The 18428-nt window shown below is 62.6% G+C and carries 10 protein-coding genes; all 10 read right to left on the reverse strand.

Features of this window, described 5'->3' with window-relative positions; all coding sequences use genetic code 11:
• Window positions 1–244: 244 nt before the first annotated feature.
• On the reverse strand, window positions 245–2986 hold the full coding sequence (locus tag PQR32_RS35665) for a TonB-dependent receptor plug domain-containing protein (RefSeq protein WP_408238631.1): 2742 nt from the start codon (window positions 2984–2986) through the stop codon (window positions 245–247).
• 304 nt (window positions 2987–3290) lie between these two features.
• Window positions 3291–3866: a helix-turn-helix domain-containing protein gene (locus PQR32_RS35670; protein WP_132375140.1), complete on the reverse strand. Its 576-nt coding sequence runs from the start codon at window positions 3864–3866 to the stop codon at window positions 3291–3293.
• A 294-nt stretch (window positions 3867–4160) separates the two neighbouring features.
• A complete protein-coding gene (locus PQR32_RS35675; protein WP_408238634.1) occupies window positions 4161–5345 on the reverse strand; it encodes a tetratricopeptide repeat protein in 1185 nt (394 codons plus the stop codon).
• A 9-nt stretch (window positions 5346–5354) separates the two neighbouring features.
• Complete coding sequence (locus PQR32_RS35680; protein WP_011487696.1) at window positions 5355–5783, reverse strand: ExbD/TolR family protein; 429 nt, start codon at window positions 5781–5783, stop codon at window positions 5355–5357.
• Between the two features lie 256 nt (window positions 5784–6039).
• A complete protein-coding gene (locus tag PQR32_RS35685; protein WP_012432473.1) occupies window positions 6040–6462 on the reverse strand; it encodes an ExbD/TolR family protein in 423 nt (140 codons plus the stop codon).
• A 12-nt stretch (window positions 6463–6474) separates the two neighbouring features.
• On the reverse strand, window positions 6475–7383 hold the full coding sequence (locus tag PQR32_RS35690; protein WP_408238637.1) for a MotA/TolQ/ExbB proton channel family protein: 909 nt from the start codon (window positions 7381–7383) through the stop codon (window positions 6475–6477).
• 76 nt (window positions 7384–7459) lie between these two features.
• Complete coding sequence (locus PQR32_RS35695; RefSeq protein ID WP_207915680.1) at window positions 7460–8125, reverse strand: energy transducer TonB; 666 nt, start codon at window positions 8123–8125, stop codon at window positions 7460–7462.
• A 1033-nt stretch (window positions 8126–9158) separates the two neighbouring features.
• Entirely contained in the window at window positions 9159–15044 is a 5886-nt protein-coding gene (gene uvrA / locus PQR32_RS35700) for an excinuclease ABC subunit UvrA (RefSeq protein WP_408238640.1), read from the reverse strand.
• Window positions 15045–15333: 289 nt separating this feature from the next.
• Window positions 15334–16896, reverse strand: a complete 1563-nt coding sequence (gene cuyB, locus PQR32_RS35705; protein WP_408238643.1) for a cysteate racemase — start codon at window positions 16894–16896, stop codon at window positions 15334–15336.
• A 111-nt stretch (window positions 16897–17007) separates the two neighbouring features.
• Window positions 17008–18366, reverse strand: coding sequence for an MFS transporter (locus tag PQR32_RS35710; RefSeq protein ID WP_408238646.1), 1359 nt, complete (start codon window positions 18364–18366; stop codon window positions 17008–17010).
• Window positions 18367–18428 lie beyond the last annotated feature (62 nt).

Genomic DNA, 18428 nt, shown 5'->3' on the forward strand with positions numbered 1-18428 from the left:
GCGCGCGGTAAATCGAATCGGCGCGAGTGACGGCCTGACGCCGTCGCTCCCGTAACTTTCCCCGCTGGCGCCGCGCTGCTGATGACTGGCCGCCGTCGCTCGCCGTGGTCTCGAACGAGCACTGTGCACGAGGAACTCCAAAGTACGCCTCTAACAACTTTACGCCGCTCCGGTACCGACGACCGGAAACCGGAGCGGCCGACCGGCTAGACAGACTGCCGGTGCATCACCAACCTCAAGGACTTCAGAAGCGGTACGTCGCACCGACCTGGAAGAAGCGGCCGATGTTGGTGTAAAGCGACTGGTCGTAGCCCGTGATATCCGGGGTGGCCTGCCACTCGACGTCGAACGGCGGCTTGCGATCGAAGATGTTGTTGATGCCGCCGTAGATCGTCCAGTTCTTGAAGCCGCGATACGTGGCCATCAGGTTGAACTGGCTGTACGACGCCACCGACAGCGTGCCGCCGTCGCCGAACTCGGACGCCACCGCGTTGGTGTACGGGCCAGTGTACTGCCACGTCAGCGTGGTGGTCAGCTTGCGGTAATCCCAGGAGAAGCTGGTATTACCCTTCCAGCGCGGATTGGACGCACCGAACGGCTGCAGCAGCGCGAGGTTGTTGCCCGCGAAGTCCTGCGTCGGCGCACCCGGGCTATTCAGCTTGAAGTGCCACACGTAGGCCCAGTCGCCCGCCAGCGTGAACGTGCCGTACTTCGTGCCCACTGACTTGCGGAAGTTCATGTCGAAGCCGTCGGTGTCGAGCGAACCGAGGTTGACGAACTGTTCCTTGATAAAGGCCACCGTGCCGTCCGGATTGCGGATCACGTTCGACGGGTTGTTCGCATCCATCACCGCGTTCGGATCGTCCGTGCCGATCACGCCGTCAATGTGGATCTTGTAGAACGCCGCACCGATATCCGTCGACGAGTCCGGCGAAAGCTGGAAGCCGATGTTGTAGTTCTTGGTGTGCTCAGGCTGCAGCGCCGGATTGCCGTTGACCTGTTCCGTCGTGAAGTGCTTGGTCGGCGTGCCGCTCGGGTCGTTCGGGTCGACCAGGTTCTGGTGAGCCAGATAGGTCGCCTGCGAATTTTCGACCAGCGTCGGGGCACGGAAGCCGCGGCTATACGATGCGAAAGCCGTGAGAGCCTGCACCGGTTGGAAGCGCAATGCGAAGCTCGGCGAGAACGCACCACCGAAGTCGCTGTAGTGGTCGTAACGGCCCGCCTGCGTGAACGTCAGGTTGCGGATGATCGGAATATCGACCTGATAGTAAACGGCGGCCACATTGCGCTCGCCGTCGACCGTCTGCACGTTGGCCGGCGCGGTCACCCCGAGCGCGCTATAAGTGCGCGAGTTGATGATGTTGCTTTCGTGACGGAATTCCGTACCGAAACCGACACCGACCGGACCACCCGGCAGGTTGAACAGGTTGCCCGTCGAGGTCTTCGCTGTGACGCTGTCCAGCTTCGAGATCGCCTGCTCGTAGTCGTTCTGGAACACGCCGTTCAAACCGTTCGGCGTGGCCGACGGGTTCGAGAAGTTGAACACGCCGTTTTGCAGAATGTTCTCGAGGCCCGCAACATTCAGCGCGTTGCCGTAGGTCGTGTCGACCGTGCTCTGCGAATGGCCGTAATCCGCCGACCAATCCCAGTCGCCGAACTTCGCGGTGGTGAACGAGCCCTTCACGCCGGTCATCGCACGCCAGAACGTCGACACCGTATCCGCCGACACGGTGTTCGGGAACGTGTAGTTGATCAGCGTGGGCACGCCGAACGGGTTGTACGGGTTGGTGCCCGAGACCGTGCGAGAGATCGGCAACGCCGAACCGGTGGCCGGGTTGAACGCGTTGGTCTGGCTGCTCAGCACCGCCGGACCTTCGTTCTGCACGGTTTCGTTGCGGCTCACCCAGAGGTCGGCGTAAGCCTGCACATCGTCGTTGACCTTGAAGGTGCCGCGCACTTTCGCGTTCAGGCGCGTGATCGCCGGCACCAGCGAGGTGGTGCTGGCCGGATTCGATTTACACGTGGATGCGCCGTTCGCCGACACGCTGCCCGGAGGACAGGGGCTGAGCGCCGTGTTGGTGCCGTCGGCCGTGGTCCAGAACGACTGCTGATTCGGACCGAGCGGGCCCGCGAGGCCACCCGGGAACTGGCTGAAGTCCTGACCCGCGGTCATGTCGCGATCGCCGAGCGACGAGCCGGTGTCGCGGTAGTAGCTCGCGGCGGCGGTCACGTTGAAGCGGTCGCCATTCAGATCGCCGATACCGCCGAGCACGCTGAAGTTACCCTGCGCGTCGCCCGGATGCTGCGCCTTGCCGAGCTGGCCATCGATCTGCAAGCCCTGGAAGTCCTTCTTCGTGATGATGTTGACGACGCCCGCAATTGCATCCGAACCATACACCGAGACCGCACCGGTCTTCACGATGTCGATGTGGTCGATCATGTTGAGCGGGATCGAATTCACGTCGAAGAACGTGTCGGTGAAGTTCACCGCCTTGCCGTAATTCGCCACCCGTTGCCCGTCCACCAGCACCAGCGTGTACTTCTCGCTCAGACCGCGCAATGCAATGCCGCCACCGCCTTGCGCGGAGCTATTCATCGTCGTTTGGCCCCAGCTGCTCCCCGAGTTCGCGGACGTGCCGCGCAGGAAGTCGGCCACGGTCGTATAACCGCTTTGCTGGATGTCCTTGGCCGTGATGGTCTGAACTTCCGTATTGCCGACCTTGTCCGACGTGCGGATCAGCGAGCCGGTCACTTCAAATTTCTTGAGTTGCTGAACCCCTTTCCCCGTCGGCGTCGCGGTGTTGCTATCCGCGGACGGCGTGGCTGCAGTGCCCGTTGCCGGCGTGCTTTCCGTCGTCGCGCCTGCCGCAGTGCCGGTGGTGGCCGGCTGGCTTTGTGCAAACGCCGGTACGGCGATTACGGCCGACAATGCCAGTTCAGCCCAGACTATTCTTCTAATGGCCAACGCCAATGCCCTTTGTTTCATTTTTCCCCTTCTCGCTCGTCAGTAAGGCCACAGCAGTATGTGAAGAGTGGTCTCGTGAACCTCTCTACTCGATATACGGCGATCTTGCGCCGCGTTCCGTTAAAGCAACTTCAAATAAGTCAGTGTCGGACTACTAATTTATTGCAATCGGAATGCGCAGCGCTTTCCAATTGATGCCATTTCTACTGCCACGCGAATGGATTCCGCCATGCGCCGTCTTATTTTCCCAAATCGCGGGTATAAACTTAAGTAATGCTTACAAATATCGAGCAACTGCTTTTTCTCTAAAGCATGGCCTACGGCACTAAAACAATCTTGGCGTGCCTACCCACACGACCACCGCTTCTTCACGCGCGGTATTGGACCAGGAGTGCGGCACGGTAGACTCGTAATGCGCGGTGTCGCCAGCCTGCAATACGAACGTTGTGCCTTCCAACGTGAGCGAGATCTGGCCGCTCATCACATACAGGAATTCTTCACCCGCATGCGTCGTGACTTCCGATGGGTTCTGTCCCACCGGCATCCTGACGAGGATCACTTCCAGCTTGCCGCCGACCGACAGGTTCGTCAGCCTTCCAAACAGATTGGCGGTTCCGTCAAATCCGAAATACTTCAACTCACTTCCTCTACGCACCGATTTGTCTTCGGTCGGCGTGTCGACGAAGTACTGCACCGTGACACCCAGAGCTCGCGCAATACCGACCAGCGATGTAATCGACGGTGTTGCGTGACCCCGTTCCACTTGCGACAAAAAGGGCTTGGAAATGCCCGCGGTCTTTGCCACTTCATCCAGCGTGCGACTGAGCCGTTGGCGCAGCGCGCGGATTTTGCTTCCTATAGAGACTGCAACGTGTGCCTTGTTATTGAGTGGCAAGACCATAGCAAGACAGAATCCCGTAGTCAAAAATAGTTTGATATATGCAAATTATGTTTCGTCGAGCGCAACGTTCTCCCTAAAACGTCTTTGCCAGGTCAACTGAAATTACGCTACGGACAACGCGAACAAATTGGTTGTCCAGAAGACTTCTGGATACTCCGAATGACTTGCGACGGTTGCGGCTGCAACCACACGCAGGCATCGGAGACGACCCACATTTCCTACGACGAGCGCGCCCGCCGTGAGGAGAGCTCTAGCGCGTCTTGTCTAATGGAACATAACGGGAACGGAGTGCTCTTATTTCGACGCCACCAGCACCCACAAACGCGCGAGATCGGCTGAGCCATCGTTGCCTTTCACTGCACGGAAGGTTTGCACTGCGCGAGCCTTGTCGCCCGCCATGTAGTACGCCTCACCGAGATGCAGCTGCGCCTGGTCCGGGTGGTCGATTCCACCCTTGGCGATGGCGGCATCCATCGCCGCCAGCCCCTGCTTCGCCTGCCCCGCGAAAACCTGGTTGAAACCCACGTCGACGGGGGCGACGGGGTTCGCCGGATCGGCGGGCGCTTGCGCGCGTTTGGCCGCGAGTGCCTGCAGACGTTTCTCGCGATCCGCCTGCGCGTCGCGCCCCAGCACGCCCGAAGTAAAGCCCTGATCGATGACCTGCTTGCCTTCCGCGGTGGTGCCCGCCACGATCGCCAGTTGAGTCATTTCCATGTAGTCGTCGGCGGTCGACAGCGACCCGGTCGCGCGACGCAGGCGATACGTGTCGATATCGAGCTTCGACGAATAGCCCGGTTTGTTGCGAATCGCCGAGAACAGATCGTCCCAGTAAGACTGCTTCGGATGATAAGCAACCAGCTTTTCGAGCGCGCTGCGGTACGTGGCATCGTCCTTCACGCGCTGCGCACACGTGCCGAGCAATTGCAGTTGCGACTCGTCAGGCGCGTGACCGGCGTGCACCTGCGCATCGATGCCGGGCCTGAGCAGGCTAACCACGCTCGCACAATCGTTCGACAGGTAGTAAGACTGAACCAGCAGCGTGCGCATGTCGGGATCACTGCCACCCGACTTCAGATAGCGTTGTGCAACTTTCGCCGCCTGCGCATAGTTCTTTTGCTGGAAGTAGATGCCGGCCAATGCCGCCGACGTACGTTGCTCGTCCGCGCCGCTCAACTTCCCGGAACTCAGCAACGTTTCGTAAGCCTGAGCAGCCACGCCGGTGTCACCCGCCGCCGCCGCTGCCGCGCCACGCATCTGCTCGATCATGGTGCTTTCGTACGGCGTCTTGCCGGGCACAGCCGCCGCCTGATCGATCTTCGTCAGCGCGTCCCTGTACCTGTGCGCGCGATACAGATCCTGTGCGGCATTCAGCGGCTTCGCCACATCAGGCCGCAGGGTATCGGCGGCCTGAGAGGCGAGAGGCAGCATGAGAGCGGCCGCGATGACGGCGCGCTTGAACCGTTGATGAATCGTTTGCATTGCCCTTCCCTATTGCATGTACTGCTCATTGCCGATCAGGCCGATCTTCGTCGCGCCCAGTCGTTGCGCGGACGCCATCACCTCGGCGACATCCTTGTACGGCACCAGTTTGTTCGGCCGCAGATGGATTTCCGCCTGAACCGGCTCGGCGGCCACTTGCGCGAGCCTGGATTCGAGCGCCGCGCGGTTCGGCACCGGCTGGCCGTTCCACGTCGTGGTGCCGTCGAAGTCGATATCGATCTGCACCACTTCAGGCTGCGTGATCGGTGGCGGCGGATTGCCGACCGGCAGGTTCATCTTGATAGCGTGCGTCTGAATCGGGATCGTGATGATCAGCATGATCAGCAACACCAGCATCACGTCGATCAGCGGCGTGGTGTTGATGTCGACCATCACATCCGGTTCGCTGCCGCCGCCCGACGATACGTTCATTCCCATTTTCGGCTCCTGTCGATCGGACTTGGCGCTTTAGCGCTTAGTCCGATCCCATGCAAAGCGAGTCGATCGGACTTGGCGCTTTAGCTGTCGGCCAGAGTTGGCGCTTTAGCGCTTACTCTGGTCCCATGCACAGCACTTAGTCCGATCCCATGCAAAGCGAGTCGATCGGACCTGGCGCTTTAGCTGTCGGCCAGAGTTGGCGCTTTAGCGCTTACTCTGGTCCCATGCACAGCACTTAGTCCGATCCCATGCAAAGTTAGCCGCCGCGCGCGGGCGGCTCAGTGATAAACGAAACCTTGGCGATACCGGCGCGCTCGCACTCGGTAATGACCCGGCCGATGAATTCATAACGCGCGCTCTGGTCGCCGCGAACGTGCACTTCCGGTTGCGGCGTCATGACCGACACGGTCTTCAGGCGTGCCAGCAACGTCGGCGCGTCGACCTGCTTCTCGTTCCAGAAGAAGTCGCCGTCGCGGTTGACCGCGATGACGATACTCTTGGGCGTGGTTTGCAGCGGCTGGATCGTCTCCTTCGGCAATTGCACCGGCACCGTATGCGTCACGACCGGAATCGTGATCAGAAAGATGATCAGCAGAACCAGCATCACGTCGACGAGCGGCGTGGTGTTGATACTGGAGATGACCTCGTCGTTGTCGTCCTGCCCAACGCTCATTGCCATGACGGACTCCGCTTATTGAACCAGCGACGCTTCACGAGCCGCGGCACGCGCCGGGCGGCGGCTGCCAGCCAGAAGAACGGTATGCAGTTGCGCGCCGAATGCACGCACACGCTCCATCACCGACTTGTTGCGGCGAACCAGGAAGTTGTAGCCGAGCACCGCGGGCACTGCCACCGCGAGACCGATGGCGGTCATGATCAGCGCCTCGCCCACCGGACCCGCGACCTTGTCGATCGAAGCCTGGCCGGCAATGCCGATGGCCGTCAGCGCGTGATAAATCCCCCACACCGTACCGAACAGGCCGACGAACGGCGCCGTGGAACCCACCGTGCCGAGGAATGCCAAACCGTCTTGCAGACGATTCGACACGTTGGTGATCGCACGCTCGACCGAAGTATCGATCCACGTATTGCGGTCCACGGCTTCGAGCAGCGCTTCGTCGTGATGCTCGCCCGCTTCGATAGCCGTTTCGGCGATGAAGCGGAACGGCGACGTTTCGTCGAGCAGCTTTGCGCCTTCGACCAGCGACGGCGCGGTCCACAACTGCTCGTCGGCGCTCTTCGCGCGGCGGTTCGCGCGGAACTGCTCGACGAACTTGGTGATCATGATGTACCAGCTGCCCATCGACATGAGCACCAGCAGAATCAGCACGAAACGGGCGACGAAGTCGCCGTTATTCCAGAGGGCGCTGAGGCCGTACGGGTTGCTGACGGTTTCGGACGTAGCCGGCGCCGGCGGCGGCACCGCTTCGTCGGCGGCCGCGCTCGCGGTTTGCGGCGCGGCGGTGGCCGGTGCGGCGGCAGCCGACGCGGAGGCGTCGCTAGCCTGCGCATGGGCCATTTGCGGTGCAACAAAGGTATCCACCGTGGTTACGGCGATCAACATGCTTGCCGCCAGTGCGGCGAGAGTACGCTTCTTCATGCCTGCTCCAAGTTCATTAGTACAACTTCTAAACCAAGACTGATAAATCGCTACCGGTACCGAACAGTCTGTGAATTCAGTTCAGGTTAAACGAGAACGGAACTTGCACACGGACAGCCTGGCCTTGGGAAACGCACGTAAACTGCTTGACTGCGTTGAATGCGGCACGATCCAGTGAGGAGTCGTCCGAGGATTTGGCAACGCGTTCATTCGTAATATGGCCCTGCGGGTCGACGACGAATTCAATGAGAACATCACCCGTCACGTTGTTTTCCTGCGCTTCCTTCGGATAGCGGATCGACGAACGGATCTGATCCGAGTTCGGACACACGACTCCGACTTCGGTGCTCACAGGCTTGCTCGGCGCGGGCGGCGCCGGCGGTGCGGGCGGGGCCACGGCAGGCGCCGACACGACCGGCGCGGCCTGATGCGTAATGGTCGGCTGCGGCGGCGTCTGCACCTGCACTTCCGGCGGCGGCACGAACGGCGGCGGCGGCGGTGCGAACTTCGGCGGCGGCAATTGCACGGTGGGCAACGGCGGCGGAGGCGGCGGCTTCACCGGTTCGATGATTTTCGTCTCGATAGGATGCTGAATGACCTGCACGACCTTGGTGGCGAGGCCATTGATCAGCGCATAAATCAGCACGATGTGCAAAAGCAGAACAACTGCGATACCGCCAAAGCGGCGTACTGGGTTTTGCTGCTTGCGCCCAAACTCACGCGGGCGCCCCGGCCTCTCCATACGGGCCGCTACTGCCGGAAATTGCCCTTCGACTTTCGTACCCACCTTTACTCCTCCGGCGTGAATCGTCCATTTCTGTAACTGCAGTGCGCCTACCTGCCGCAAACAACATTCACTTCAACCATCCGATAACCGGCGGCCTTTGATTCGGAGTCCAAAACGGACGTGACACTACCCGGCTCCGATCCGACGACACGGGCGCATCTCCAGGAGACCGCGGCCGTGCGTCATGCGAGCCGAATAGCCAATCTAAGTAGAACTACTAATGGATTAAATTTGAACCGCTCACTTCTGCCTTGCATGAACGCTGTAGACAACCTGATCGCTATAAGTCGTAGCGCCTGGAACTTTTTGCGCAAACGTCACACGCGTTTCATGGGTGGCAACGATAGCAGGACAAAAAATGTACGGTCAAACTTTTTTTGATGACAACATACTTAGTTTAGAGAGGTAACTCTAACTCGTGCCGAATTCGCGCCGCTTTAAAAGAATAAGCGTATGTCGAGCAGATAAGCATTCGGCTTTTTCTGCCCGACAATTGGGAATTCTCTGCACGTTCGTCGTGCATCGATGCACGCGAAACGGTCGGCGGAACGTCTGACCCGGATCGCGAAAGCCCCTGCTGGGCAGGCGTTTGCACGCCATCGCTGCGTGGCTCGTATGGATCGCGGACAGGACGTTTGTTGTGGTGATCGGGCGCCGGGGTGTGACCGCCGCCGAAGGCGAGACGATAGCAGAAGGACAGAAGCGTTTAAAAATATTTTTAGCGGTATTTACGACACTCTATATACGCCTCTCAATTACGCCTTGAATTGAATTACAAAACAATTCCACCAAATTACATTAAGCCAACAATGCGAATGATGCCGGCCGCGGGCGATGTCAGCGCGACGTTGGTATGCTATGCAGGACAATGTCGCGCGGACCGAACGGCCTGGTCAGAGTGACATGAGTCATGCGCCGGCAAACGCTTGCGCGTTCAACAGAAGAGCAAGCAGGAGCGGCGCAACGTTGATCGCGCCGCCCTGCTGCATCAACCGTTCGTGCCTTCGCCTGCCACGACAGCGCTATTGTTACGCGATCGCGCAAGAACCGGCCGCAACGCGGCGCCTGTATGACTCGCCGCAACCCGCGCCAGTCCTTCGGGATCCGTAGCAGCAACGATCGACCCGCCGCCCACGCCGCCCTCCGGACCAAGGTCGATGATCCAGTCCGCCTCGGCGATCACATCCAGATCGTGCTCGATGACGACGACACTATGGCCGCCGTCCGCGAGACGATGCAGCACGCGAATCAGCTTGGCCACATCGGCCATATGCAGGCCCACGGTTGGTTCGTCCAGCACATACAAGGTATGCGGCGGCTTCTGGCCGCGCCGTGTGATGTCGTCGCGTACCTTGCTCAATTCGGTGACGAGCTTGATACGCTGCGCCTCGCCGCCCGACAACGTGGGCGAAGGTTGACCCAGCGTGAGATAGCCGAGCCCGACGTCTTTCATCAACTGCAACGGATGAGCGATGTTCGAGATCGGCCCGAAGAACTCGACGGCCTCGTCGATTTCCATGGTCAACACGTCGCCGATATTCTTGCCACGCCACGTGACCGCGAGCGTTTCGGGATTGAAGCGCTGCCCGTGACACACATCGCAAGGCACCTTCACGTCGGGCAGGAAGCTCATGCCGATGGTGCGCACGCCCTGCCCCTCGCATGCCGGGCAACGGCCTTCGCCGGTGTTGAACGAGAAACGCGAGGCCGTATAGCCGCGCGCGCGCGCTTCGAGCGTGCCGGCGAACAGCTTGCGGATCGCGTCCCATACGCCGATGTACGTAGCGGGACACGAACGCGGCGTCTTGCCGATCGGCGTTTGATCGACTTCGAGTACGCGGTCGATGGTTTCCCAGCCGGTAATCGAATCGCACCCTTGCCATGCATGCGTCACGTTCAGCGGCGCACGCGGCGCTGTGCGCGCCAGCACGCTGGAACGCCGGTTGGCCGCGGGCTTTTCCTCGGCCGCCGCCCGCGCGCGCCGCGTAGCCGGCGACGACAGCACCGAACGCCCAACGGCATCCAGCAGGTTGGTCATCAGCACGTCGCGTGCAAGTGTCGATTTGCCGGAGCCGCTGACGCCGGTGACTGCCACCAGCCGTGAGAGCGGAATGCCGACCGTGACGTTGCGCAAATTGTGCAGCTTGCCGCCATGCACGGTCAGCCAGTTCTCCGGCACCGCGGCCGTGCGTTTGCCCGGCGCGACCACTTCGCGGCGCGGCTGCAACGGATGCACGATGGGCTGCGCGAGAAACTGTCCGGTCAGCGAATCGGGCTGAGCCGACAGGTCGGCCACACTGCCCTGCGCGACCAGCGTGCCGCCGCGTTTGCCCGCGCCCGGCCCGATGTCGATGATGTGATCAGCACGCCGAATCGTGTCCTCGTCATGCTCGACCACCACCAACGTATTGCCCTTTTCACCGAGCTTGCGCAAAGCGTTCAGCAGAATCTGGTTATCGCGCGGATGCAGACCGATGGTCGGTTCGTCGAGCACATAGCACACCCCTTGCAGGTTGCTGCCGAGTTGCGCGGCGAGCCGGATGCGCTGTGCTTCGCCGCCTGACAGGCTCGGCGCCGCACGATCGAGACTCAGATAGCCGAGCCCCACTTCCTCGAGGAACTGCAGACGGCTGCCGATTTCGCTCACTACGTCACGTGCGATTTCCGCGTCGCGACCGGTCATCTCCAGCGTGTCGATCCACGCGCGCGTGTCGGACACGGTCCACTGCGCGACATCGACGATCGCCTGTGCGTCGAACGTCACCGCGCGCGCGATGGGATTCAGACGCGTGCCCGCGCAATCCGGACACGGTTCGTCTACGAGACCCTCGGGTTCCTGCTCTTCCGACGGCAGGCTCTGTTCACGACCGCGATTGTCGTCGGCGACGATCGTATCGTCGTACACCGCGCGTTGCTCACGCGTGAGCGCGAGGCCCGTGCCGACACACGTGGTACACCAGCCATGCTTGCTGTTGTACGAGAACATGCGCGGATCGAGTTCGGGGTAGCTGGTCCCGCACACCGGACACGCGCGCTTGGTGGACAACACTTTCACCGCGCCGAGTTTCGCGGTGGGATGGCCGCCGCTGATCGCGTCGTGCAACCCGTCGAGCGGCGCCAGCAGATGCATCACGCCCTTGCCGACTTCCAGCGTCTGGTCGAGCGCCTGACGCAGTTCGGTTTCGTTGTCCGGCGACACGACGATGTCGGCCACCGGCAACTCGATTGTATGCTCGCGGAAGCGGTCGAGTTTCGGCCATGGGTCCACCGGCACGAACTCGCCGTCCACTCGCAGATGGGTATTGCCGCGTGCCTTCGCCCACTTCGCCAGATCCGTATAAACGCCCTTGCGGTTGACGACCAGCGGCGCGAGAAAGCCGACATGCTGCCCTTTGTGATCGCGCAGCAACTGCGCCGCGATCGATTCGACGCTCTGCGACGTGACCGGCGTGCCATCGTGAATGCAATGCTGCAAGCCGAGCTTCACGTACAGCAGACGCAGGAAGTGCCACACCTCGGACGTGGTCGCCACCGTACTCTTGCGACCGCCGCGCGAGAGCCGCTGTTCGATCGCGACGGTCGGCGGAATGCCGTACACGGCATCGACCTCGGGCCGCCCCGCCGGCTGCACGATAGAACGTGCATAGGCATTCAGCGATTCGAGGTAACGGCGCTGCCCTTCGTGGAACAGAATGTCGAAGGCGAGCGTGGACTTGCCCGAACCGGACACGCCGGTAATCACGTTGAATTTGCCGTGCGGAATGTCGACGTCCAGCGCTTTCAGGTTGTGCTCGCGCGCGTTGACGATGCGCACCACGTCCTCGCCTTCGATCGCCCGGCGCGCACGCGCGGCGCTCAACGCCTTTTGCAGCGGAATGCCTTGCGACGCCGGTTCGGCCGCCGCGCTCATGGCACGGTCGTATTGCAGCAACGCTTTGCCAGTATGCGATTCCGGGCACGCTTTGACGTCTTCCGGCGTACCGGCGCACAAGACCCGGCCGCCGCCGTCGCCACCTTCGGGCCCCAGGTCGATCAGCCAGTCGGCAGCGCGTATCACGTCGAGATTGTGCTCGATCACGATCAGCGAATGGCCGCTCGCGAGCAGCTTGCCGAATGCCTGCATCAGCTTGGCGATGTCGTCGAAATGCAGGCCGGTGGTCGGTTCGTCGAACATGAACAAACGTTTCGCGACCGCTTGCTTTGCGCTGCGCGCAGTCCGCGCCTGCGCCGATTCCGCAAGGAAACCGGCGAGCTTGAGCCGCTGCGCTTCGCCGCCCGACAGCGTGGGCACCGGCTGGCCGAGCTTCACGTATTCGAGGCCCACGTCGACGATCGGCTGCAGCACGCGCAGCACTTCGGCGTCTTTAGCGAAATACGCTGTGGCTTCGCTCACCGTCAATTCCAGCACGTCGGCAATGCTCAGCGCGCGCGCCGGTTCGCCACGCTCGATCTTCACTTCGAGCAGCTCCGCGCGATAACGGCGGCCGTCGCAATCGGGGCAGCGCAGGTACACGTCGCTCAGGAATTGCATTTCGATATGTTCGAAACCCGAGCCGCCGCAGGTCGGGCAACGGCCGTCGCCCGAGTTGAAGCTGAACATGCCCGGCCCGTAACCGCGTTGCTGCGCGAGCGGCGCTTTGGCGAACAGCTTGCGGATTTCGTCGAACGCGCCGACATAACTCGCCGGATTCGAGCGCGCCGTCTTGCCGATCGGCGACTGGTCGACGAACACGACGTCGGTGACCTGATCGGCGCCGCTCAGGTTTCTGAATGCGCCCGGCGATTCGGTGGCGAGCCCGAAGTGCCGCGCCATGGCCGGATACAGCACGTCCTGCAGCAGCGTGGATTTACCGGAACCCGACACCCCCGTCACGCAGACGAGCCGCTGCAGCGGAATCTCCACCGTGACATCGCGCAGATTGTGTTCTGTCGCGCCTTCGAGCACGATGCGCGGCGTGGCGGCCTCCACCGGACGCTGCGACCAATGCGCCGCGTCGGCCACATGACGCCGGCCGCCGAGGTACTCGCCGGTGAGCGTGCCTGACGAACGGATCGCCTCGGGCGCGCCGTCGTAAATGATCGAGCCGCCGCGCTCGCCCGGCCCCGGACCCATGTCGATCAGACGGTCCGCCGCGAGCATCACGGACGGATCGTGTTCGACCACCACCAGCGTATTGCCCGCGTCGCGCAAACGGTGCATGGCTTCGACGATGCGGTTCAGATCGCGCGGATGCAAGCCGATGCTCGGTTCGTCGAGCACGAACAGCGTCTTGGTGAGCGACGTGCCGAGCGCCGTGGTCAGGTTGATCCGCTGCACTTCGCCGCCTGACAACGTGCGGCTTTGCCGGTCGAGCGTCAGATAACCGAGGCCTACGTCGCACAGATACTTGAGGCGCGTGCGCACTTCGGCGAGCAGCAGTTTGAGCGCGTCATCGAGCAAGGCGCTCGGCAAACTGATTTCGTCGAAGAAACGCCGGATGCGTTCGATCGGCATCAGCATCAGATCGTGCACGGTCAAACCCGGCAACGCTTCGAGCTGTTGCCGCGTCCAGTCGACGCCGCGCGGCAGGAAGCGCTTCCCGGCCGGCAACACGTCGTCCGCGTTCACCCTGCTGCCAAGGCGCCACAACAACGATTCCGTTTTCAGGCGCGCGCCGCCGCAGGTTTCGCACGGCGTATAGCTGCGGTACTTGGACAGCAGCACACGAATATGCATCTTGTACGCTTTCGATTCGAGATACTCGAAGAAGCGTTTGACGCCGTACCAGTGGCTTTGCCACTTGCCATTCCAATCCGGCGAGCCGTTGATGACCCAGTCGCGCTCGGCGTCGGTCAGTTCGCCCCAAGGCGTGCCGCGACGGATATCGGCTTTCGCCGCGTAGCGCATCAGATCGTCCTGGCATTCCTTCCATGCGGGCGTTTGCATGGGCTTGATCGCCCCGTCGCGCAGCGTCTTGCGCGCGTCCGGGATCACCAGCCCGAGGTCGACGCCGATCACGCGCCCGAAACCGCGGCACACCTCGCACGCGCCGTAGGCCGAGTTGAACGAGAACAGCGCGGGCTGCGGGTCGGCGTAGCGCAGATCGCTTTCCGGGCTGTGCAAACCGGTGGAAAAGCGCCAGATTTGCGGTTCGGCATCCTGACTGTCCGCCCCTTCCGATGACGCCGGCAGCACATAGATATTGACGCGCCCGCCGCCGCGCTTGAGCGAAGCCTCGATTGCCTCGACCACCCGCTGCTTGTCCACCGAGCGCAGCCGGAAGCGGTCGGCCACCACGTCGAGCAGCTTGCGCTTGCCGGTGGGCGAATCGACTTCGCGCTGCGCCTGCACGCGCGTGTAGCCGCTGGCCGACAGCCACTGCTCCACTTCCTGCTCCGACGCCGACTCCGGCAACTCGACCGGGAACGTGACGACGAGCCGCGGCTCGTTCTCCGCCGTGCGTTCGAGCAACTCGGCGTAGATCGTTTCCGGCGTGTCGTGGCGCACCTGATGGGCCGTCTTGCGGTCGAACAGTTCGGCCGCACGCGCGTAGAGCAGCTTCAGGTGATCGTTGAGCTCCGTCATGGTGCCGACGGTGGAACGCGAACTGCGCACCGGGTTGGTCTGGTCGATCGCAATGGCCGGCGGCACGCCGTCGACGCGGTCGACTTGCGGCCGGTCCATGCGGTCGAGAAACTGCCGGGCGTAAGCGCTGAATGTTTCGACGTAGCGCCGCTGCCCTTCCGCGTAAAGCGTGTCGAACACGAGGCTCGACTTGCCGGAACCGGACGGGCCGGTGACGACCGTCATTTCGCCGGTTCGTACGTCGAGGTCGACGTTCTTGAGGTTGTGCTGGCGTGCGCCGCGAATCTTGATAGTGCCGTTAGATGCCAATTTTTCCGACCGTCTGAATGAGTGGGCCACCTCTCACGGACGCCTCGCGACCGCGCAAGTTCGGTGCCGCAGGGCCGGCGGAAACCCACGCCGAAGCCCAGCTTGCAACGGGATACTATACTGTATATTTATACAGTTTTCCATGACGCGGCACGGTGGGCTTTAGAGCCGCGTCAGGCGGTGACCGGCGGCAAAGATGCGCGCCGTTTAGCGCGGCAGCAAGCGTTGTGCCGTTGGGGAGGGAGGGGTTAAAAGCCGCTCGAAGCGGCGTCGGACGCGTAAAACGGCGCTATCGTGCCAGGCTTGCAAGGCGCAGCGGGGTCGTGACGGGCGCACCGTTCTTGACCGCGGACGCCTTCCGCACTGATCGGCCCCCTGTTGGCACCGCAGCGGCCGGGGCACCATCCAGCGCCCCGCTTTCACCCAGCGCATACGCCACGCAGCGCTTCGCCAACACCTCGGTCGGATCGACGAGCCGCACCACCAGTCCGCCCACGCACGCCAGCGTCGCGTCACGCAACAGCAGCGGCAACTCGGTGCAAGCCAGCACGATCACCTGCACGCCTTGCGCGACCAGATCGTCGACCGCCGCGGCGAGATCATCGCAGCACTCGCCCGACGTGAAGCCCGCCTTCGCACCCTTCGGCCCGTAGATGGCGTTCATCAGCCGCGCCTGCGCCGGCTCGCCCGGCGCAACCTGCACGAAACCGCGCGCTTCGAGCGCCTGCTGATAGACGCGGCTCGCGAGTGTGCCAGAGGTGGCCAGCACGCCGACTTCGCGCAAGCCCGGAAAGGTCTCATGCAGATAATCGGCGGTACAGGTCAGCATATTGACGATCGGAATGCTGAGCGACGGCTGGATGCGCTCGACGAACGCATGCGCCGTATTGCACGGAATCGCAATGAGGTCCGCGCCGCCGTCCTCGAGCGTCTTGCAGCCGGCATACAGCGCGAGCGTCGGATCGTCGCCGTTGCCGAGCAGCGCGGCGGTGCGATCCGGAATCTGCGGATTCTGCTCGACCATGATCTTGATGTGATCCTGATCGCACGCCGCGGGCGTATTGCGCACCAGCTTCGCCATGAAATCGACCGTCGCGGCCGGCCCGAGACCGCCGAGCACACCCACCTTGAAGCGACGCTCCAGCTGCGAATATTGGGCCGCCGCGACGTAGCGCGCGTAGACCAGATTGGCGTCGACGAGCGGCACCTCGAGCCGGCCGAGCGCGCGCGCGACCAGCGCGATTTCGACGAGCCCCGGCAGGATGATCTCCGCGCCCTGCGCAATGAGGTCCGCGCACGCCGCGCGCAGCAACTCGACCGGGCGGCCATAGAGACGGCCGTTCCTGATGCCTTCATCGCCATAGACGGCGCTCGTCACGCAATCGACGCCCGCTTCGTTGCGCGGATGCAGCACGTCGAACCGCGTGGCATCGAAATAACGTTCGAAGAGGCCGTTATCGCGGATCGCGTCCGAAGTCAGCACGCCGATCCGACGCACTGACGGAAACATTTGCCGCACATGCGCCAATAGCGCCGTCATGATGTTGGCGACCGGCACGGCCACGTTCGCCGAGAGTTCGTCGATGAAGGTATGGCTGAGGAAACACGGCAACACGATCGCCTCGACGCCGCGCTTTTCAAACGCGCGCATCGTGTCGAACACGTGAATCTTGAACTGCGCGTTCACCTCGCTCTGCGAGGCCGGCCCTTGCCAGGACTGCTGCTCGAGAACGAGATCGAATGGCCGCACCGCGCCCGGCCGGTCCCAGGCGGCGGTCATCCGGCACAGAACATCGGCGCTGGCGAGCTGCGCCGCGCCGGTCACGACACCCAGCGAACGATAGCGATCCATGCTGACTTCCCCCCGTCATTTTTTTGCCGTCTGCCTCGATGGTAGGCGGCTTTTGCGCGGATGAGGATGACATTATGCGGGCGGACCATGACGTGGGGTTAACCACGACGATCACAGTTCCGCGTGTTTCCCGGCATCGGCGGCACCGGCAAATGCCTGGGCCGCTTCGACAACGCCGTGCGCCGCGCCGCGCTTGCGACGCTCCAGCGTGCCGATGCAGACGAGCGATACCCCGGCCAGAACACTATAGAACACCGCCAGCGGCCACCATGCACCCGGATAACGATGCGCGAGCAGCGTCCCGATCAACGGCGTCAAGCCGCCGGCCAGCGCGGCGCAGACCTGGTACGACAGCGAAATCGCCGAATATCTGACGCGCACCGGGAACGCGGTCGACATGAAGCCGGCCATCACCGCGTACGAACTCGACATGCACATCACCGCCAGCGCAATGCCGATCACGATCGCCACCGGCCGCCCGGTCGAAACGAGCGCGAACATCGGATAAGGCGAGAGCATCGCCAACGCAGCCGCACCCTTCAGGAAGCGTCCCGTGCCGATGCGTTGCGCGAACCATCCGGAACCCAGTTGCGTGAACAACTGGATGAACGCGACCACGAACAGGCAATCGAGAATCAACGAACGGTCGAGGCCGAGCGTCTGCGTCGTGTAATTGAGCATGAAGGTGTTGACGAACCATGCGCCAGCCACGCCGATCACATTAGCGCCAAGGCACAGCAACAGCGTGCGCCACGCATCGCGCACGACCTCGGCGACGGGCAGCGCCGCCACGCGCCGTTGCGCCTTGAGCGCCTTGAATTCCGGCGATTCGTCGACGCCCGCGCGGATCAGCAGGCCAACCACCAGCAGCACCGCGCTCGCGAGAAACGGCAGGCGCCATCCCCAACTGAGAAACGCGTCCTTGTCCATCGACGCCACCGCGCGGAACGCGAGCAGCGACAGGATCAACCCCGCCGGACTGCCGAGTTGCGCAAACGAAGCGAAGAAGGTTCGCCGTCCTTGTGGCGCATGCTCGCTCGCCATCAGCACCGCGCCGCCCCATTCGCCGCCGATCGCAATGCCCTGCGCGACCCGCAACAACACGAGCAGCACCGGTGCCCACACGCCGGCGCTTGCATAGGTCGGCAGGAAGCCGATGCCGACGGTGCCGATGCCCATGATCGCCAGCGTCGCGACGAGCGCTTTCTTGCGGCCGATGCGGTCGCCAAGGTGGCCGAACACCAGCCCGCCGAATGGCCGCGCGAAGAAACCCACCGCAAAGGTGCCGAAGGAAGCGAGCGTGGCGAAAAACGGATCGCTGCCGGGAAAGAACAGCTTGCCGAATATCAGCGCGGACGCCGTGGCGTAGATATAAAAGTCGTACCACTCGATGGTGGTGCCGACAAAAGCCGCGGCTGCGGCGCGGGTGGGTTGCCGGGCTGCGGCGTGGTCGTTGGGCTCGTGATGCATGTCTCTGTCTCCAAGGTCTTTTTTCTGGGCGTGGCGCGGCTTCTGCGTGCCGTCGCCGCGAA

It is taken from the genome of Paraburkholderia dipogonis (assembly GCF_046027395.1).
GTDB lineage: Bacteria > Pseudomonadota > Gammaproteobacteria > Burkholderiales > Burkholderiaceae > Paraburkholderia > Paraburkholderia dipogonis_A.